The organism is Pedobacter sp. GQ55, from assembly GCF_059758925.1.
In genome coordinates, this window is the sequence record NZ_JCAXEI010000002.1 from 614034 (window position 1) to 635475 (window position 21442).

Sequence of the window (21442 nt, forward strand, 5' to 3'; positions counted from 1 at the left end):
GAACTTTAGTAATTATTCCTTTATATTTACCCGAACCAAAACCAAGAGCTATAGCAACCATGGGAGAATTTGACAACAAAGAGAGAGAAGAGGTTTTTTCAAAGAAAGTAAGAGCTGGTAAAAGAACTTATTTTTTCGACGTAAAAGCAACAAGATCAGGAGATTACTACTTAACCTTAACCGAAAGTAAAAAAAGACTGGAAGATGGTGTTTTTGTAAAACACAAAATCTTTTTATACAAAGAGGATTTCGAGAAATTTGCTGAAGGACTAAATGAAACTGTTGATTATATTAAAAGTCACCAGGAAGTGGTAGAAAAACGTTATGAATACTCTGAGAACCACGAAGGTGCTGGAACAAGGGTTCAAAACGACGACTTTTCATTTTAACAAAATAATAGAAAAACGCCCTGTTTGCAATAACAAACAGGGCGTTTTTTATTCAGTTAACTTGTAAACTGATGAATTTCAGGAAAACAGATCCATTACGGGCTTACCTAAACCGTCTGGGGTGGTATAAAACGGCCTTTTTTCGACCAAATAATTAGTATCTGGAGCAATCCCAAGTGCATGATAAATGCTTTGGTGAATCTGATCTATGACTATGGGATTTTCTATCGTTTTACACGGTCTTTCATCCGCAGTTTTACCGTATACACTCCCCTTTTTTATACCCCCACCAAACATTAGCATCGAACAGCCATCAGTAAAATGACGGTGCATGCCATAGTTTTTTATATCTTGTATAATATCCGGCTGTTCTACCTGCTCCTGTACTTTTGCATCAGGACGTCCCTCAACCATCATATCTCTGCTAAATTCGCTTGCTAAAATAACCAGGGTACGATCTAATCGTCCACACTTCTCTAAATCTTTCACTAACTGTGCTACCGGGCCATCTATTTGCTTTTTCATCTCTATCAGACGAGTATAACCATTGTCGTGGGTATCCCAACCTTTAAATGGCTCATATTCGGTAGTTACACTAATAAAACGCGCCCCTTGCTCTGTAAGCCTGCGTGCCATAAGACAGCCTAACCCAAATTTTCCTGTGTTGTAAATATCATATATTTCTTTAGGCTCCTGGCTCAAGTCAAAAGCTTTGGCCTCGGGCGATTTTAACAGGATATATGCTTGTTCCATGGATCTTTTTAGGGATTCCTTTTGATAATCACTGCCATACTCACCCATTGGACTTTTACTGATGAGATCGTAGTACAGTTTGTTTCGTTTTTCAAATCTGCTTGAGGACATGCCCACAGGTGGCTGCACGCTTTCTAATCCGGCAGATGGATCGGGTATTAAAAACGGGCCAAACTCATTACCTAGAAACCCTGCAGTATGAAAAGCCTTCAACTCTTCTGCCTCGCCAAGGGTAAATCGCTGCCCTATATCTATAAAAGCAGGAATTACCGGATTTAATGGGCCTAATTCTTTTGCAATCCAAGATCCAAGGTGAGGAGCCGAAACGGATTGAGGCGGTTTATAGCAAGTATGCCAGTGATACTGATGTCGTGAATGTAAAATATGTCCCATATCAGCGGCTACATACGACCGAATCAATGTTCCTTTATCCATTACATTTCCAATAGATTGCAATCCTTCAGAAAAGTTAATCCCATCTAAAATGGTCGGTACAGATTTAAAGGTACTCAATACGCTATTTGCCTGCATACCTTTGGAAAAGGGTGTATATTTCTTTGGGTCAAAAGTATCGGTATGGGCCATCCCTCCTGCCATCCATAATAAAATAACAGTATCTGCAGTTGCATGGTTACTTTTTGAATTGCATGAGGACAGCAAATTGGTAAGAGGAATACCTGCTGCCATAGCAGCTAAAGTTGCTGCGCTTGTATTCTTCAAAAAATCTCTTCTATTCCAATTCATCTTTTTAAGATTATAGTTAGTTTAAGCATAATTCGGGTTAGTAGATAATCTGAAATTCGGGCAGCAGTACCATCGCCCAGAATAAATCCTGAATAGCATCCACACCAGGAGATTTGCCAAGAGCCTGTTTGGCTATTTTAATTTCTTTCTGAACCGGCTCCCTGCTTAAAGTTTTTAGATATATATCTTTAATGAGCAAATCGGTATTTTTAAAATTTGTTTTCCAATGCTCGGCACCACTTTTAAGCACGGAATTAAACCTCCAGCCATTGGTAAGTTCAAGAGCCTGCAGCAAATTGGCTTGTGAATCTCTGCTCGTGGCTACTGTTTCTCGGTTTGGTCTACCTAAAGCAGTAAGGAAACTATTGTTTGCCACCAAAGAAGCCCGAATAAAGGATGGCTTAATTTGAGGGTTATATCTGATGTTTGAATCTGCAAAAACAGGAGTTATCACGCTGCTTACAGCATCAGTAAACTGTTCGGCCGACATTCTTTTACGTACCATTCCTTTAAATTTATAGTTCGGGTTGCTAACCTGGGCCACTTCTTTAAAACCTACCGAAGGGAGTTGATAGGTATTGGATGTGGTAATCTGATAAATCAGCTCTTTTAAATCAGCTTTGTTGGCAACAAAATTAAATGCCATCCAATCTAGTAAATCTTGACTCCATGGCTCATTGTCCATAACATCAACTGGTTCAACTAAACCACGTCCCATAAGTTGCGACCAAATCCGGTTTATTATAGTACGATAAAGTCGCCCATCTTCTGGTTTAATTAGGTTTTCGGCTAACTGTTTCCGTTTCTCCTTAACGGGGGCTTTGTGGTCTATAGTACCAAGTTCTTTCCAAAGCATCCTGGCATCTACATATTTTCCGGTTGGTTTATCACAACGATTAATTTCCAGCGTTGTATCTGCAAAAATATTGGCAAAAGCATAAGCATCATCCAGCTTTAAATCGCTGATAAAACTGTTGTGACAAGAAGCGCACTTCAGATTAAGACCTAAAAATACCTGCGAAACATTTTGAGCTGCCTGCATTTCTGTTCTTTGACTGGCATTAACAACTCCACGCCATTTTATACCTTCTATAAACCCTTTTGACTCTTCGGAAGGGCTAATTAATTCTTTTACAAACTGATCATAAGGTTTATTCGTTTTTAATGACTTGAACAACCAATCAGTAATATTGAAACGACCCCCTGTAATGTATCCGGTTCCCGAATAATCGTTTCTTAAAGCATCATTCCAGAAACTTAGCCAATGCAATGCATAGTCGTTATCAAGACTCAATAGTTTTTTAACCCACAAGGCTCTTTTATCTGGTCTTGTATCTTTTGAAAATGATTCCAAATCGGTCGGGCTAGGTAATAGACCAATGATATCAAGGTAAATCCTTCTTAAATAGGTACGATCATCGACCAATGAAGGCCACTTAATCTTGTTTTTAGCAAAATATTGGTTCGTCCATAAATCAACAGGATTAGATAAATTATTTGATGGTGCAGGGAGAACAGGGTTTCGAGGTTCAAGTTTAGCCACTCTGAAAACGTTTTGCTTTGTACCGTCATCTGGCCACGGGGCTCCTTTTTTTATCCAAAAACGAACTATTTCAATATCTTTTTCAGGCAGTTTTTTCCCTTTGGAGGGCATTACATCTTTATGATCTGCAGGTAAAGAAATACGCCTAAACATTTCACTTTCCTGAGGATTTCCAGGCACTATAACAGGTCCATTCTCACCACCCTTAAAAGCGACGTGTTTCCCGTCAAGCCTTAAATCTCCTTTTACTTTTTCTGAACCATGGCACTTATAACAGTTATGCGCAAGTATAGCCCTTACTTCTGTATTTAATTCTATTTCCTGCTTCTTTGTAAGTTTAACCGTATCACTTTTTAAAGCAACAAGACTAAAATTATCTGAGCCCTTTGTTTCATAATCCTTGCTCCAGGGTAATGTGCCGGAGAGGAAATCGCTTCCGTGCGTTAAATTAGCCCCAAAGTGTCCGGCTACAGAAACACCTATTGCTGTTGAAAACAATAAGCCCCGGTAAACTTTAATTTGTTTAAACTTGTCCTTTTTTCGGATTTGATAGAGAAAAGCAAGCGTTAAAACGCCAAGTGCGGCAGTTGTAAATCCAATCCATTGGTGCATCGTTAAAACATCGCCGCTATAATCTCCATCCCGATACAGCAACCACCCCAAAGCAGCAGAAATAATGGCGCCAAGGGATCCTGCAATAAGGAGGGCATCAATACCTGAACGTAATTTTGAGTTAAAGTTTTTTAAAGTGAATAGCTCCAGTATAGCAGCAAATAAAAGCAGCGCTACAGGAAAATGCACTGCTAAAGGATGCAGATGGCCTAAAAAATCCCAAAGCCAGAATGCTATGTGCTGTAACATAATTAGATTTTATATTTGGTCTCAAAAAAATGAATTTTTCGAAAGGCAGAATAAATATTCTGCCTTTCGAAAATCTCATAACTTGATTAAATATCCAATTATAATAGTTAACAAGCAACCTGTACTGTCTTGTCTTTCCTATTTATTTTGCACTTTAACCGAACGCCCAGATTTGCCTTCGGTATTAAATACTTTTAATTGTATTGTTCCCTTTATATCAATAGCTGATTTGTAAATACTACTATTTATTGTCGGCTCTGTTCCATCTGTTGTATATCGAATTACAAAACCAGGCAATTGCACATTTGCAGTCACCCTACCATTTTCAATTGCCACCCCTGGAGTTGGAATACGATAATTATAACCACCGGAATAATGATTTAGCCTTGGTATTTCTCTTTTGCCAATAATATTTACAAATTCAGACCAATCCTTGTTATACATTGCCTTACTTTTTAGGGAATCTGTTTCAGTAGCCCATTCAGGATCTTTTGCCCAAGCTCTTTCAGCTACACCAAACAACTTTGGCAAAAGCATGTATTCAAATCTTTCCGGGGTTTTAATAATTTCACTCCACAAAGGCGACTGTATGCCCACAATGTTTGATTTTCCAATGTCAGTAAGTGTGGTTTTCCCCTCCAATGTCTTTTTATCAATAGGATTACCACTTTCATCTTCTTTTAAATTTTTGAATAGTTCATAAGGAACAAAATAATATGGTTTATCTACACCAACATAACCACCCCAATACTGACCGGTTTCATTAAAACTTTTGTTGGTCGCCAGATCCAGGTAAAGATTTGTAACGCAAGTGAGTACAACTTTATATCCTGCATTAGCTAATTTATAGGCAAGATCCTCATTACCACTTAGGTTATTCCAAACATCGGCATGAAAATTCTCTTTAGCAAAACGATCATCAAGCACCATCTTCTTTTCTCCATTTACCAGTGCTTTTCTTAGTCCTATTTCTTCCCAGCCCGACAAATACAATTGCTTTGCCTTAAGCATATTATTGACCTTGTTGAAATAGTAATACCACATTTCATCAACTCCTTTAATTGAAATATCCGTTTTTAACAAGTTTGCTACAGCAGGAGATTTTTCCCATACTCCTGGCGGGACTTCATCGCCACCAAAGTGTATTGTTGCCAATGGTGCATTGGCTTCTGTGTACATAATGCGTATTTCATCAACCACTTTTTCAAGAAAATTATATGCTGATGGTAGCGCCACATTGATTACATTATCATTCCATCCCTGAACAGATTCATATATTGATTTATCATTCAAATCTCGTAACAAATACCGCCCTGCTTCTTCCTTTTTACCCGCTTTCATTAATCTTTCGTACCTGGCATCCATAGACTTAATGGCGGCTCTGGCATGGCCTGGGGTTTCAATCTCAGGTATCACGCGAATATGCCTTGCAGTAGCATATTTAAGGATCTCAATAAAATCTGATCGTGTGTAAAATCCGCTTCCAGAATTTACACCTACATCAGATCCAGATCCGTACGATGGGAGAATATTTTTACCATCATCAATAGTATGACCGCGTTGTGAGCCTACTGTTGTTAGTTCAGGCAAACCTTCAATCTCCAATCGCCAACCTTCATCATCATTTAAATGAAAGTGAAGTACATTCATTTTATAAAGCGCCATCACGTCCAAAACTTTCAACACCTCCTTTTTAGATTGAAAATTTCGTCCTACATCCATCATGAATCCCCTGAATCCAAACCGGGGAGCATCCTCAATCTCGACCGCAGGTACTGCAATTTCCTTTTGGATTGCTCCCCAAGATATGGAAGGGAATAAAGTCTTTAAAGATTGTATACCATAAAATGCACCTGCTGGTTCAGCAGCAGTTACAACTATACTTTCTGGTGTAACACTTAGTTTATAGGACTCACTACCGCTTACGTTTCCTTTTTTAATTACAATTGTGTTTTTAGCCGGCGGTTGAACAAAAGAAGGTCTTTTACCTAGTATAGCTGATAATTCATCGGCAAATAGATCGGCCTCTTTCTCAAATTCCATTTCGCTTATTATTGAAACTCCGGGGGTTAGTTTAAATGATCCCTCTTGTTCTTTATATGACACAGGAGTTGGAAAAACTTTGGGCAGTTTATCAAAAGGAATATCCTGTATGTGTTTGTTTTGGCTAAATGCATGAGCCGCCACTTCAGCCTCTACTTTTTCAACCTGCTGAGCCGGATTTATATCTGTATGATTGATATTATATCCTTTGGATGGGGTTTTGTCCCACACCAGATAAAAACCTGATGAGAGGTCTGTAATATTTTTAACCTCCGTTGAGAGCACTTGAATCTTTTTTGATGCACCAGATTTTAAAGCAGCAAAACCTTTTAAGGGATACAAACGAAATAAGTCTCCATTTACATGTCTTATTTGAGCACTAAGACTGTCGGCACCGGTAACCTCCATAGGTCTGGAGTTAAAGTAAATACTCCACCCCCCGGCAGGTAATGTTTGTTTCCCATTATTAATAATGGTTAATACTGATAAGGTCTTGTCATCAATATTATTCAAGACCTCTCTGGTAATGTGGAGGTCACTAATCTTAAATGGCGATGCCGATTGTGCATAAGCATTTATTAAACCACTAAAAAGCAGTGCAATTAGAATACAGAATTTCTTCATTTTGTTTGATAACTAAACGCGTATGTATATTTTTCTTTTATCGAGTATATAGCCTACCAGCCAACAGGTAAGCATAAAACAAATTGCAAAAAGCAATGAACCAACAGGACCGGGTGCGATAACCTGAAAAAACTTAGTACTAATCCATTCCTTAAAATCTAAACCAGGAACGATCACCCCTATGATGGTTAACAACACCTCTGAAACAATGTAAATGAACAACGGATTTTTCCCAAAAACTGTAAAAAAACTTGTCCATTTTGTATGGGATTTTACTTCTATAACATAAATTAGAGCAGCAATAATTACCAGATCCAAACCACAGGTAACCAACACAAAAGAACTTGTCCACAACTTTTTGTTTATAGGAAATACCGGGTTAAGGCATATGGCTATTAATATTAACAGGCCACCGGCAAGTAATAGTTTCGAAATTGTTTCAAATCCTTTTCCTTTTTCTTGTATGAATTTACCGGCAAAATATCCGATAATCACGTTTACACATGAAGGTATGGTACTCAATATCCCTTCCGGATCAAAAGCTATACCTTCGCCGTGATACATATGCTTATCTCCTAACACATATAAATCAAGGTATTGGCCAGCATTTCCTGTCATACTAAATGGATCCGTCGCATCGCCAAATAATAACAAGGCCACCCAATAGCCAATCAAAAACAATAGGCTGATAACGATTACACTTCTGGTGCTCAGGTAATGGATTAGCAAAGACGCAATACCATAACAAAGCGCTATTCGCTGCAAAACACCTAAAATTCGCGTATTCGCTATAGGCGAGAAACTAATGCCTCCACCTTCATTGTAACTGAAAAAAGGAAACCAATACATTAGATATCCTATGAAAAATATTAACAGTGTACGCTTAAATATTTTTGCCAATACTGCTGAATTTTCCATCTGGGTAAACTTTTTCATAGAAAAACTCATGGCATTTCCTACAGCAAATAAGAAGGATGGGAATACCAGATCGGTTGGTGTAAAACCGTGCCATGCTGCGTGGTTCAGCATGGCAAAAGGTTCTGCTCCGCTACCGGGTGTGTTCACGATAATCATGAAACAGACTGTCATGCCCCGAAATACATCGAGTGATAAAAAACGTTGTGGTTGGTTCATTGTTTTAGGTTATGTTCAGATTAATTATATCCTGGGTTCTGTTTTAGAACCGGCGCACCATTAGATTGGCTTAAGTCTATCTGGCGCTGTGGTATTGGGTAATAATCATTCTTGCCCTTAACAAACTTACCATTCCTCACGTCAGATGTAATTTTTCCCTGATAGCTAAAATAGGCATTTAATTCCTGATCGGCTATACCCCAACGCACCAAATCAAAGAAGCGGTGGCCTTCCATTGCCAGCTCTATTTTCCTTTCATAATAGATCGCTTTTAAGGCATAATCTTTACCCTGACTTGTAAAATTTCCTGCTGGATATTCATTGATTTTGTAATTTGCCGCTGGCTCATCAGAGAATCCCGCGGACGGGTCTTCATCATCTTTATATTTAAAAAGCCAGCTTTCATGATCCGCAGCCCTTACCCTAACCCTGTTTACGTATTCCTGAGCTTTACCTAAACTTCCAACTTGTGCCTCACATTCAGCAGCCATTAAAAGCACATCTGCAAAACGGATAATGGAATAGTTAACGGCCGTTCCCGGTGCCCAGGTACCCTGATCTCCATCGCTATCTGCAGTTGCACTCCAGTAAACGTTCTTTTTTGGTCCATATGGACCGCCATAACTTTGGTCTCTTGCCCATGGTTTACCAGGATAAATTCCCCAGTCGTGATAAGGTATACCGCGACGACCGGCAGTCCAATCCAAACGCGGGTCAAGTGTTCCTTCATCTGGTGTGAAATTCTGACCAGCCTCTACTCCCATATCTGTTTTTACAGGAAAACTATTAAAGGTTGTTAAGTATGGCAATCCTGTAGCCGGGTTTGTCCTAAAATGGTTTACCAAATCTATTGACGGCTGGAAGAATCCGCAGCAGCTAAAAGGGCTTCCATCCCCATAAGGGAAATTAAGCATATCACCATTATTGGCATTTGAAGGCCCTGTTGGATCTGCATTTGCAGCCATTTGGATTACAAAAACTGCTTCCGGATTATTTTCCCTGCTTGGCAACCAGTTGTCTTCAAAATTCTTATTCAGATCATATTTTAAACCTGAACTGGTTTGGCCTTGTGAAATAACCGCATCAAATACAGGTTTGGCCAGCTCATATTTATGCTGGTACAAGTAAGCCTTGGCAAGATATGCACCCGCAGCCCACTTATTTGCCCTTCCCATTTCTGATTGAGCAGGAAGCAAATTATCATAAGCATACTTCAAATCATCTGTAATTTGTGGCCATATATCCACATTGTTAGGCTGATTAAAATTAGTTGTGGTTTCATCAATCCAGGGAACCATATTCCACATCTTTTTTAATTCAAAATAATAGTGCCCACGTAAAAAACGTGCCTGAGCGCCAATACTTTTACGTTCGGCTTCGCTCAAATCTGTAGCTTTTGCCATCAGCTTTAAAACATTATTTGTACGTGTTACGCCTTCGTATAATGCTTTCCATTTGCCATCATAAAAAGCATTGGTTGCTCCTGAGTAAAAATTGGCAATTGGATCAATAGCCGGCTGATCTGCGCCGTCGCTTCCTTTCGAAGCATCGCCACCTACAACAGAGCCAAAAACCCAGTTCGAAGGCGAGGCTTGCCAGGCATCGCCCCCACCCAATGCAACATCCCCACCTTGCATACCATCTAAAGCGGCATAAGCGCCAATTAGCAATCCATTTACACCGTTTTTGTTAGCAACAAGCTCTTCTGATAATGAGCCGAGAGGCGGCTGTATTAAAGCCTTTTTACAAGAATAAAATAGTTGTCCTGTAAACAACAGCACAGCTAATAATATATATGTTGATCTTTTCATTTTCTTAAACCGTTAGGTAATTAAAACTGTAAATTTAAACCCAGTAAAAAAGTCCGTTGACTTGGATAAGAACCATCATCAACCCCGTAAGCTGTTTGCTGCCCTGTTTCACTTGAGGTTCCGACTTCCGGATCCACCCCTGAATATTTTGTTACTGTAAATAAATTGGCCGCTGAGATATAAACCCTTAGCCTATTTACACCCAACTTTTGAAGCTTATTGGCAGCAAGCGTATAACCTATTTGTACGTTTTTAAGTCTCAGGTATGATCCTTTTTCTACGAAATAAGAATTAGGGACACTGTTTGTGCTGAAAGATTGGGTTGTTTCCTGTATTGGTGCCTTTGCATTCTGATGCGAGGGTGTCCATGAGTCATAAAGAGCTATGTGGCTTTTTGCCCCACCAAAAGAAGGCACAAAATCTGTCCACCATTTTACCTGATTCCAAATCGAATTACCTTGAACACCATAAAAGAAAGCACTAAAGTCGAAGTTTTTAAAGCTGGCGCCAAGATTAAGCCCGTAACTGAAATCCGGATTTGCATTACCTAGAAAGGTTCTGTCATCTGCTGTAATCATTCCGTCACCATTTACATCTGCGTATTTAAACCTGCCAGCTTTAACATCATCCTGATAAACAGTATTTGGATCACCAGTAACAGCTTGGGCTTTTGTATTTGCAGCTTCAATTTCTGTGTCCGAATTCCAGAATCCCGCTATTTTATAACCAAAGAATTCACTAACTGAGTGTCCTACAGCATTACGAATAATACGACTACCATCAAATCTTCTTGAATCTACATCGTAATAATCTACATCTCCAGATACTTTTTTTATCTCATTACGGTAGGTAGTAATTGTAGCGGTGGCATTAAGTTTAAGGTCGCTTCCTACATCTTTATGACCGGTTAATGAAATATCGAAACCATCGTTTTTCATTTGGGCTATGTTAACAAATGGTACAGTAGCAGCGCCAACAGTTCCTATCATTTCCGGATTGTACAAAAGGTCACGAACATTTTTTTGGTAATAATCAGCAGAGATCTCTATACCACCACCAAATAATGTTGCATCAAAACCAAAGTTCGAGTTTACATTTTTCTCCCATTTGGCATCCGGATTTCCGGTTTGATTTTGAAAAAATCCTGCAACTACAGCATTTCCGCCACCTATTGCGTAATAAGACTGGCCAATTGAACTACCAAATGTTGTAAAGGAGTTGGCACCGGAAACATTTACCTGGTTACCCATAATACCCCAGCCACCTCTTATTTTAAGATCCGTGATCCATTTCACATCAGATAAAAAGCTTTCTTTCGAAATCCTCCAGGCGGCACTTACCGCAGGAAAAACTCCATAAGTGTTTTTCAGGAATTTAGATGAACCATCTCTACGGATAGTAGCTCCGATAAGGTATTTATCATTAAATGCATAATCAACACGTCCTATTAGTGAGAACAAGGCATCAGCGGTTCTTTCACTAACGGTTTCCATTGGGCCGCTACCATTCGAAAGGTTTGTATAATCGGGATCAAATGAGAAATAACCTTTGTTACTTCCGCTCATAGTGCTATACCGGTTCTTGTTGTACTCAGTTCCTACCAATACCTTTAAACTATGTAGGTTAAAAGTTTTGTTAAATGATAAGGTATTTGTCCAGGTGTATTCTAGTCCAGTATTTGAAGATTCCGCATAACTGTTACTAGTTGTATTCTCTGCATTTTCATATTGAGGAAAAACAAATGATCTGGATGCACCTGAAAATGAATCGGCACCAAATGCAGTTCTAAGTGTTAAAAAAGGCAGAATATCTGCTTCTGCAAAGATATTTCCAAATAACCTGTTATCTGTTGCCTTATTATCTTTAGTACGATACAACATGGCCACTGGATTATAGGCATCACCCAATTTCCCACCATAACCACCTGCGAAATTCCCCATGATATCATATACAGGAATAATAGGTTGCTCTCTAAAAGCATGCCCTATCGCATTATCACCACTAAGTCCGTCTATTTTAGGATTATTTGTAATGGTATAAGCCAAGTTCTCTCCAACTCTAACATATTTCCCAATGTTATATTGAGTATTAGAACGCACGGTGTATCTTTTTAGATAAGTTCTATCGAGTGTTCCTTTCTGATTGAAATAATTTGCGGAGAAAAGATAGCTCCCCTGATCTGAACCGCCACTTACAGAGATGTTCTGACTGGTTATTGGCGCCGGATTAAATATTTCATCATACCAGTTCGTTCCTGCTTTATTTGCTCTATTAATTCTGTAAAAGTTATTGTACTCTTCATCAGAGGTAAATAATGGTTTTACATTATACAAGGATGGATTTACAGATGGATCTCCCTCTTTAGCTCCTAGTGGATAGATATAATCAGGCAATACGTAGGTTGGACCATTTCCGTATAGTGGATCATCAAATTCAGTTTCTCCCGTATTTGTTTCAGCAAGTCTTTTCAGATTTGCCATTTCCTGTGGCGACAAAATATTCCAAACGTTTCCTGTTTTAGGCCGTTGTGTGCCATAATAGGTATCGTATTGTACCTTTACTTTATCCTTGCCTTTTTTAGTACTGATTACAATAACCCCATTTGCCGCACGCGATCCGTATATTGAAGCCGATCCTGCATCTTTTAATACTTGCATCGATTCTATATCATTCGGATTAATATCGGCTACATTGAGCGTTGGAACACCATCAACCACATAAAGTGGATTGTTATTACCAAAAGTATTTACTCCCCTGATACGCACCTGAGGTTCTTCTCCAGGTTGTCCGGACCCCAAAATGGTAACCCCAGAGGCCTGCCCTTGCAAGAGGTTATTTATGGATGGGCTGGGTTGCTTAATCATGTCGGCAACATTCACCACAGAAACAGCTCCTGTAAGATCCTTTTTCTTTTGTGTTGAGTATCCGAGAACAACAACTTCGCCTAGTGAAGTTTCTTCCTCGAAAAGTTGAACACTTAAAGTGCTCTGGCCATTAACCGGAACTTCTTTTGATGTAAAACCGATATAAGAGAAAACTAAAACAGAATTAGCATCAGGTACACTAATGGCAAAATTTCCATTTACATCTGTAATAGTAGCTGTTGTAGTACCTTTTACTTTGACACTTACTCCTGGCAATGTTTCACCTTTTGTTGAAGTTACCTTACCTTTAATTGGAAGAGGAGCCTTATTGGTATTGGGTTCATGAATCTTCTTAGACATATCTTTATCGTACAAAATAATTCTATTGTCAATTACCTTATAGAAGATACTTAGTGGATTTAATGTCTCGTCAAGGATGTCTCCAAGCCGTTTCTTGGTATAGTTTGCCGATGTTTTTCGCTCAGACTTAATTACCGACGGACTATAAATAAATTTAACTTTTGTTTGGTTTTGAATTTCATTTAATATCTCGGTTATCTTAGCATCATTAATGCTGATGGAAATTTCTTTATTCAATATTCCCTGAGCACCGGCATTTTTTGCTGCTGCACCACATGTGAATAGAACTACAAGAAATATTTGGGCTATAGATATCCTCATTGCTGTTTTTATTAAAGCAACAAATCGCTTTTTTTTCATAACTTTAGGAGTTTTGTTCGTTAATATGAAACTTTTCGTACAGAATTCTTAACTGGCAATGTCCCGCAACATTGTCAGTTTTTTTTTGATCATTTGGTTAGTAAAATTCTCTTTTCTTCATAAGATGGTTTGGTTAGGTTTTTAGTTCTGGTTGATTTTTAGGTTTTATTTTTTTTCTTTGATGATTATTTTAGTTTCTTTTACCTGGTAGGTTGCCTGAATAGATTCACATAGAAAATCTAACTGGCTGTATAAGTTTTGTTCGGAGAGGTCGCCGGTAAATGTATAGTTGTACAATTCTTTGTCTTCCACAATAAATTCAATCCCATATGATTTTTGAAGCTGATTTAGTACATCGGCAACACGGCTATCATTAAAGGAATAGCTCTCTTTTATAGGCTGTTTATTATTTTTTGCTATTGGTAAAGGTTTATCAACAAGTGTGGTTGCAAATGTATTTTCGGAGGCGCTATATACAGTTTTCTGATTTGGGGTAAGTACCACCCCTTTACCTGATTTTAAGAGGTCATCTATTTTAAAGGAAAGGCTCTCTGAGTTTGGAGAAACAATTACTTTTCCTGTTTTAACCGTTACTTCGGTTTCGCTTGCTGTACTATTTGTTTTTACGATAAAGCTGGTTCCTACAACTCTTGTAATTACATTGCTGTTGTATACCAGAAATGGTCTAGTTGGGTTTTTACTGATCTCAAAAAAGCCTTCTCCCTCAAGTGTGACTTCACGAAGAGTTTTGGAAAAATGTTTAGGATACTTCAATAAAGATTTTGGTTGCAAGGTAACAGCACTTCCGTCTTCCAAACTAACTACCATGGGTATAGCAGTATTATTTGAAATAGAATTAATATTGTTTGCAATTGCAGCAACAATGAATTCAGGTTTTTTACTGTCTACTCTAAAGAATATATAGGCGATAATAATTACAAAGCCTGAAATTACGGCCGCAACAGCAGTTATTAAAGCTCTAGATAGTTTGCGCTCAGGTTTAAGCTTACGAACAGGAGTTTCATCTTCTGTGATGGCACTTTCATGTATTCTGTCCCACAGTTTCTGCTCCAATGCACTTATTTGGGTTGGGGCAATATCTTCCATGTCATGCTTATCAAGCATTCCATACCATTTTTCAATTATTTCCTTTTCTTCATCTGTACACCTGTTTTGCAGGTATCTTTCCAGTAATAGATGAAATGCTTCTCTGCTCATTTTTATAGCCTTTAAACTATATGTAAGCTAAGTAGCCCTTATCCCTAAAATAATTTTTAAAAAAAATGAATTTTATAGAAACATAATAAAAGCAACCAATAGAAACAGGTACTCTTTAAGATAAAACCGAATTGATTTAAGTGATTGGGTAATGTGATATTCAACTGCTTTTTCGGATATATGAAGCTGCTCAGATATATCTTTAACCGAGCGGTGTTCAATTCGGCTCATTCTGAATACCTCGGCAGTTTTTTTTGGAAGCAGTGCAATCCCTCTTGCCAGTGCATCAGAGAGTTCATTAAGCATCAATAGATAATCGGCATTATTTACTACTCCATAGTTCGCAGAAGCCTTTACGTAATTGTGATAGTTTTCCTGAACTAATAATGATTTGTAGTGATTGATGATACAATACTTTAAACTCCCGAAAAGATAAGCCCCCAGTGAATTTATTATTACTGTTTCCCTTCGTCTCCATAGTTCTACAAAGAGATTTTGTGTTAACTCTTCGGCAAGTTCTTTATGGTGTACTTTCTTATAAGCGACCAGATATACCTTTTGCCAGTACCGTAAATACATTTCCTTAAACGCATGCTGGCAACTTCCTTTGAAAAGAACAATTAATTCGTCATCAGATAAGAGCCTGTAATCCATGAATTTAATGTCTGCTTAAAACAAATTTAACAATATAATTCAAATCGTGACACAAAATTTTTACACTTAATATATTGTTATGCGGTGTGACCTAAGCATATACGGGCTTACTTCTGACATGCCAGCTTGTTGAAAGCTAATTGCCTTGGAAGGTTTTAAAGGCATATGACAATCAATACAATTGGTTTTTACCATAGCGTTTTCCAATGTTTTCTGTGTATGCTTTATGGTGGCGTGACAACTTATACATTTTTTTGAATACAATGTTAAGCTTCCTTTGTTCTGATCGTGGGGGCTATGACATGTTGAACATTCTAGCGAATTACTTTTAGTAAAACATTTACTCCCCTCTAGCATCTGGTTTTGCTGGCCATGAACATCGAGCTGGGATTCCTGAGAAGATGAAACATGCGCGTAATATTGTTTAATATCCTCTCCTGGTTTAAAAGAAAATGTAGATTTCAGTAATTCGGCATCATTACCGGAATGACAGATACCACATGCATCAACTCTTTGTTTCCTGGTAAGTGTTTTGTAAAGCACCATAAATTTAGCTTCCTTCTCATCAGGATTTTTTAAATGGAATTCGACATGTTTACCTGCTGGCCCATGGCAGCGCTCACAATCAATTCCATAAACAAGGGAGGATTTCAACATTTCGTGAGAAACAATTAAACTGCCACTATTTGCCTTGTTACTTTCTATAAAGGAGCTATGACACTCTAAGCACCGTGAGTCTATTATTCTTCCAAAATCCGGGCTGCTTGTTCGCAGACCCGGACTGTTAGCCCATCCATTTATTTGCTTAAAAAAAGAGAGCGGGAGTTGTCTTAATATATTCCCTCTCCATGAGGCATAGGTATAAGCATTTTTACCTGAGCCAATAGCAATATCAAATCTTTTAGCCAGATCTTCTTTGCCATTAAAATAAACCACCTGATAGGTACCACTATCTCTTTTTTCTATGGCAACTTTTAAGTTTTTATCATACTCATAAACATAATCTGCACCTAGGTTGATCTGATTATTAGTTTCTACCGGGCTTGAAGCAGCATAATGAGCATCATTTAAATAAGAATTGGAAACATCTTTATGACATTGGACACATGTTTTTGCACCTGCAATGGATGTTTCTGTTGCTTTTATATTCTTGGAGGTATCCATACATTGGGAGAATAGAATCACCAAAACAGCTATGATACTGAACACAAGGAGTAAACGTCCTTTACGCTTCATAATTTAATTTGCAATTACATTTGTCTAATAAATTGAAGGTAATTAAAATTAAAATAACCTGTATCTGCCAAAATCTTTATACTTTGTTTTCCTGCTTTGAGTGGAATATTCTTTACTTCTATTGTTTTAAAAGTTTTTAATCCTCCGGTGTTGGATACCTTAATCTCTTCTGCGATTGAGACTCCATTAGATGCTAAAGAAATCCTTCCTTTCGTGTTATCAGAGGCCACATTTAATTTAATAGTATATATTCCTTTTTTCTCTACGTCAACAGTATACTGAAGCCACTCTCCTGATTCAATATTATTAACATAATAAGATTCATATTTGGTACTGTCTTTTGCAATATCTACCCCATCATTTCTATAAACCCTTCCTTTGTTTCCTGCCGTATATTTTCCGGTAGAGACGTGGTAGTCTGCCGTGTCTTTATCAAAATAAGCAACACCATTTCTGCCCAAATCATAATCAACTGCATTCACAATAGAGGTTTCTCCAACAATATGCTTTTTAAAAGGTTTGGTTTCTTCAGAAAAAGGCTGACGTATCATTGCGTCAATTACATCATAATGAATAATAGTATTTTCAAGTCTTGCATATGTAGCAAGTTCCATTAAACCACTATAAACATTACTTTCTTTAGGTTTATTTCCATTTCCATTAATATAACCTACAACATCATTATAGTTCAGGTTAGATTTTATTTCCATTGGATTGTTAGCTCCTACTTTCTTTAGTGGCCACCATGCCCAACCAATATTATTGGTTTCAAATAAGCGAATGGCCTCCGTAAACCAGACATTTGAATTCTCTCCTGTCTCACCTAACCAAACAGGAATATTATACTGATCTCTTGTCTTGATCATATTTTCCGCCGATGCCTGATCATTATAGCTCCAGTATTTATGAAAGCTTAGAACCATATTATTGTCCCACTGAGGGAGAATACCATTATAATTATTACCCCAACCATTACCTTCAATTATAATAATGTGTTTTTTATCAACCTCTCTTATTGCTTTTGTAATATCAATCATCAATTTCTTTAATGGCTCATTCTTTTTTTCGTTTATCCCATTCTTATCTTTTGCAAGGTCTTCAAACCCCCAGTTAGGCTCGTTTATTATATCATATGCTCCAATCCAAGGCTCATTAGCATATCGCTCTGCTAACTTCCTCCATAAAGCAATCGTTTTTTCCTGATTAGCCTGACTATCCCATAGTGACGGTTTTGAGGGGTCCCGATCTGAAATATTTAAATCATTTCCCTGTCCACCAGGTGCTGCATGAAGATCTAAAATTAAATACATCTGATTTGCCTTGCACCATGAAAGTAAAGAATCTGTCATCGCAAACCCTTTGTCAAGCCAGGTATTTTGTCCCTTCACAGATTCTTTTTCAATAGGTAATGTATAGAGGTTATAATGCATTGGTAACCTGATTGAATTAAAGCCCCATGCTTTCATTGAATCGACATCAATCTTTCTTGTATGATTGGCAAGCCACAGGTCATAAAATTCCTGAGTTTGTCTGACCCCCATTAACTCTTCAATTCTTTCCCGAATACGATATTGCTGACCTTCTTTATTTATTTTTAGCATATAACCCTCCTGAAGCATCCATCCCCCAAGACCAACACCTCTTAATAATACATTCTCGCCCTTTTCATTTACAATCTTCTTTCCATCTGCTTTTAAAAAGCCTTGCGCCAAACCAGATGTAGAATACAAAACAGCTACCGCTATTACAGAAAATAGCCTGACCAATGTTAATTTTTGAAACATAAAAAGAGTATAAGTTAAATGTGTGTTAAAGTTATTTTGAGGATATATTACCAGATATAGGTTGCAACATCACCATTGCCAATCGTATCACTCATTAATTTGCCATTAAAGCTAATATTAAACGTTTGCTCATTCTTCCCACTATAGGCAACTATCAGAACTTTTTTCCCATTAGGGGTTTTAAATGCAACATTAGAAAGATCTTTAGGTTCGCTGGAAGCAATACGCAGAGAACCAGGTCGAACAAATTTCGATGCATGCGCTACCGAATAATAGGCTAGGTTTCTTGTTACCCTATCTTCATCTATTGTAACTGCACCCTGGCACATCGGACATCCCCCTCTATCTGTAAAAGGTTTATTTTCTGGATCTGCTGCTAAATTCCATTCCAAAACATTTCTGCTCCAGTTTCTGGTAGCACCTATAATCAGTCTTTTAACAGGCGATAAAATATTGATCCTATTTTCATTTGGATCTTCAATAACCATTTGTTCAGTAAAATAAATATTCTTGTCAGGATAGGCATTGTGCACATCTGTCAATGCCTCAATTTCGCCACCGTAAAGATGAAAAGCAGACCCATCGATGTATTTCCTGGCATCAGGATCATTTAGAATCGTAATTGGATAATCCGGACGGTCCGCGTTATGGTCATAAATAATAATCTTTGTCTTTAAGCCCGCTTTCCGGAAAGTGGGGCCTAGGTTATTCTTAATAAAGATTGCCTGATCAGGTGCAACCATCAGCAGGCTTGGATTATTGCCAGGATGAAGTGGCTCATTTTGAACAGTAATAGCATCTATATGAATTCCTTCTTTGCCCATATCCTGAATATACCTGACAAAGTATTTTGCATAAGCTTCATAACACTCAGGTTTTAACATTCCTCCTCTTGCATCATAAGATGTTTTCATCCATAGCGGTGGCGACCATGGCGACCCCATTATTTTGATATTTGGATTAATAGCCAGTATTTCTTTCATTACCGGAATTACATCTATTCGATCGGGCCCTAATTCAAATTTGGTTTGCTCTAAGTCTGTTTCTCCCTCAGCTAAATCATTATATGAAAATACTTTCTCATTCAGATCTGAAGCACCTATGGTTAATCGTATATAGCTAACACCAATGTTATTGCCATCAGCAGCAAATAATTCCTTTAACAAAGCGGTCCTTGCTTTAGGGCTCATTTTAATGATGTGTTGGGCACTTCCTCCCGTTAATGCGTAACCAAAACCATCTATTGATTGAAAAGACTGCTTCTCATCAACTACAATGGTTGGGTTGTTGTTTTTTATGTCAGCAAATTTCAGTGTTCTTTTCTGTTTTGTAAATAGAACTGATTTATCTGCTTTTGTAAGCCATAGATTCACCTCATTTTGAGCATTTGCGGCAAATGAAATAAACGTAATAACCAACCCTAGAATTGAACTGAGCATTTTTGATCTCATAATTATTAAGTGATGTATATTAGAAGTAAGAATAAGAGGTGGACGAGACATCCACCTCTTTGAGTATTATTTAGTACCACCCCACTCTTTGCTCTGAACTATCTTTGTATTATTTAGTTCGCCATTTGGAATGGGTAGTGTTTCATTTTTTCCAGCTACAAAACCTTTAAAGGCTAGTTTAGCAGGCGCAAGTCCCCAACGCACAAGATCAAACCAGCGCTGTCCTTCAGCTGCTAATTCAATACGTCTTTCTTTCATTATGTTATCCATAGTAACATCCACTGGATTTAATCCAACTCTGGCTCTTACTGCATTTAAAGCAGCGTAAGCTCTGCTTCCTGCTCCAACAGCACCTCCACTTTTCAATACTGCTTCAGCTTCCATTAAGTAGGTGTCGGCCAAACGTATTTCATAAAGATTGTAAGGGAAGTTAAGTTCAAGCTGTCCGCTATTGGCTTTGGTGGATACTCTGCCAGCATATTTTTCAACAAAATAACCAGTATTATCGTTGGCATGTTTATAAGTTACAATACCGGCCTTTTCAAGACTATCTAAATTTGCAACTGTTGGTTTATTACGAGGGTCAAAATGAATGAGTGCAAAGAACTCTTTAGTAAATGGCATAACACTCCATCCCGAAACATAATCAGGAGCTTTATCAGGGATTAGAATATTATAGTTCCTCGGGCCCGACATAATTCCGGCTACATTACCCTCTCCACTACCAACATTCCCCCAGCCCATATTTGAAGTGCTATTATAGGAAATCTCAAGAATGGATTCGGCATTGAATTTATTAGCAAGTTTATACAAGTCCTCAAACTTGCTCATTAGCACATAACCATATTTACTAGGGGTAGTGCCTGGCGAAGGGCCATTTACATCTGCAAACTCAGTTGCAGCATCAGCAAATTTTTCCTGCCAAAGGTATACCTTACCAAGTACCGCATGAGCCGCTCCCTGGGTTAATCTTCCACCTTCAGTAGTTCTTGGAACGGTTACCGGAAGATTAGGTATAGCTTCTTTTAAATCCAGTTCAATTTGTTTGTAAACGTCACCAGGAGGAACCTGTAAAACATTATACCAGTCACTCGTTTCAACGGGTTTTAAAATAAGGGGTATGTTCTTAAATATCCGAACCAGATCGAAATAAAAGATAGCTCTTAAAGCTTTTGCTTCTGCAATATATCTGTTTTTGATAGTGGCATCCATTTGAATCTCCTCTACCTTTTGTAAAAATATATTGGCCCTGTAAACGCCTGTAAACCCTTTACCCCAAAGATAACTGGGTGCTCCAGATAATGAGCTTACGGTATAATTATTCATTGCCTGCAAATCACCAAGATCAGATGGAGAATCTCCTCCCGCATAATGATCGTCAGAACCCGAGGAAAAAATATTTAGCTTGGTTAAATAACCACCAGACTGGTTTCCAAATTGATCATACACCGAGATCAAACTACTAAAAGCCTGTTCAGGAGTTTTATAATAATTAGACTCAAGTATTCTTTCTCTGGGATTTACATCCAGATCCTTTTTACACGACCCCATGAATTGTGCTCCAATAAAAAGAGCAACTATATATGTTAATTTATTTTTCATTTTGATGTTTA

13 protein-coding genes are annotated in these 21442 nt (G+C 38.0%); 1 reads left to right on the forward strand and 12 read right to left on the reverse strand.

The genetic code is table 11. The annotated features are described in order from the left end of the window. The first annotated feature begins 59 nt into the window (after window positions 1–59). Window positions 60–389, forward strand: a complete 330-nt coding sequence (locus AC6CH7_RS07560) for a DUF3276 family protein (RefSeq protein ID WP_048906949.1) — start codon at window positions 60–62, stop codon at window positions 387–389. A 78-nt stretch (window positions 390–467) separates the two neighbouring features. Here AC6CH7_RS07560 and AC6CH7_RS07565 read toward each other — a convergent pair whose 3' ends face one another. The 12 genes from AC6CH7_RS07565 to AC6CH7_RS07620 form a co-directional block, all read right to left on the reverse strand. Then, complete coding sequence (locus tag AC6CH7_RS07565) at window positions 468–1886, reverse strand: DUF1501 domain-containing protein (RefSeq protein WP_498262096.1); 1419 nt, start codon at window positions 1884–1886, stop codon at window positions 468–470. Window positions 1887–1923: 37 nt separating this feature from the next. Then, window positions 1924–4290: a DUF1549 domain-containing protein gene (locus AC6CH7_RS07570; RefSeq protein ID WP_498262097.1), complete on the reverse strand. Its 2367-nt coding sequence runs from the start codon at window positions 4288–4290 to the stop codon at window positions 1924–1926. Window positions 4291–4428: 138 nt separating this feature from the next. Then, on the reverse strand, window positions 4429–6957 hold the full coding sequence (locus AC6CH7_RS07575; RefSeq protein WP_498262098.1) for a family 20 glycosylhydrolase: 2529 nt from the start codon (window positions 6955–6957) through the stop codon (window positions 4429–4431). Between the two features lie 12 nt (window positions 6958–6969). Then, window positions 6970–8091, reverse strand: a complete 1122-nt coding sequence (locus tag AC6CH7_RS07580) for an acyltransferase family protein (RefSeq protein ID WP_498262099.1) — start codon at window positions 8089–8091, stop codon at window positions 6970–6972. Between the two features lie 20 nt (window positions 8092–8111). Further along, window positions 8112–9902 carry a RagB/SusD family nutrient uptake outer membrane protein gene (locus AC6CH7_RS07585; RefSeq protein WP_498262100.1) on the reverse strand — a complete coding sequence of 597 codons (1791 nt, stop codon included), beginning with the start codon at window positions 9900–9902 and terminating at the stop codon, window positions 8112–8114. A 20-nt stretch (window positions 9903–9922) separates the two neighbouring features. Continuing rightward, a complete protein-coding gene (locus AC6CH7_RS07590) occupies window positions 9923–13486 on the reverse strand; it encodes a SusC/RagA family TonB-linked outer membrane protein (protein WP_498262101.1) in 3564 nt (1187 codons plus the stop codon). A gap of 165 nt (window positions 13487–13651) precedes the next feature. Beyond that, a complete protein-coding gene (locus AC6CH7_RS07595; protein WP_498262102.1) occupies window positions 13652–14704 on the reverse strand; it encodes a FecR family protein in 1053 nt (350 codons plus the stop codon). A gap of 72 nt (window positions 14705–14776) precedes the next feature. Further along, entirely contained in the window at window positions 14777–15358 is a 582-nt protein-coding gene (locus AC6CH7_RS07600) for a sigma-70 family RNA polymerase sigma factor (protein WP_498262103.1), read from the reverse strand. A gap of 66 nt (window positions 15359–15424) precedes the next feature. Continuing rightward, the gene (locus tag AC6CH7_RS07605; protein WP_498262104.1) at window positions 15425–16594 is read right to left on the reverse strand and encodes a multiheme c-type cytochrome; all 1170 of its coding nucleotides are present in this window, start codon (window positions 16592–16594) and stop codon (window positions 15425–15427) included. 14 nt (window positions 16595–16608) lie between these two features. Next, complete coding sequence (locus tag AC6CH7_RS07610) at window positions 16609–18378, reverse strand: cellulase family glycosylhydrolase (RefSeq protein WP_498262105.1); 1770 nt, start codon at window positions 18376–18378, stop codon at window positions 16609–16611. Between the two features lie 47 nt (window positions 18379–18425). Then, window positions 18426–19817, reverse strand: a complete 1392-nt coding sequence (locus AC6CH7_RS07615) for a glycoside hydrolase family 30 protein (protein ID WP_498262106.1) — start codon at window positions 19815–19817, stop codon at window positions 18426–18428. Window positions 19818–19895: 78 nt separating this feature from the next. Continuing rightward, a complete protein-coding gene (locus AC6CH7_RS07620; protein WP_498262107.1) occupies window positions 19896–21431 on the reverse strand; it encodes a RagB/SusD family nutrient uptake outer membrane protein in 1536 nt (511 codons plus the stop codon). Window positions 21432–21442: the final 11 nt, after the last annotated feature.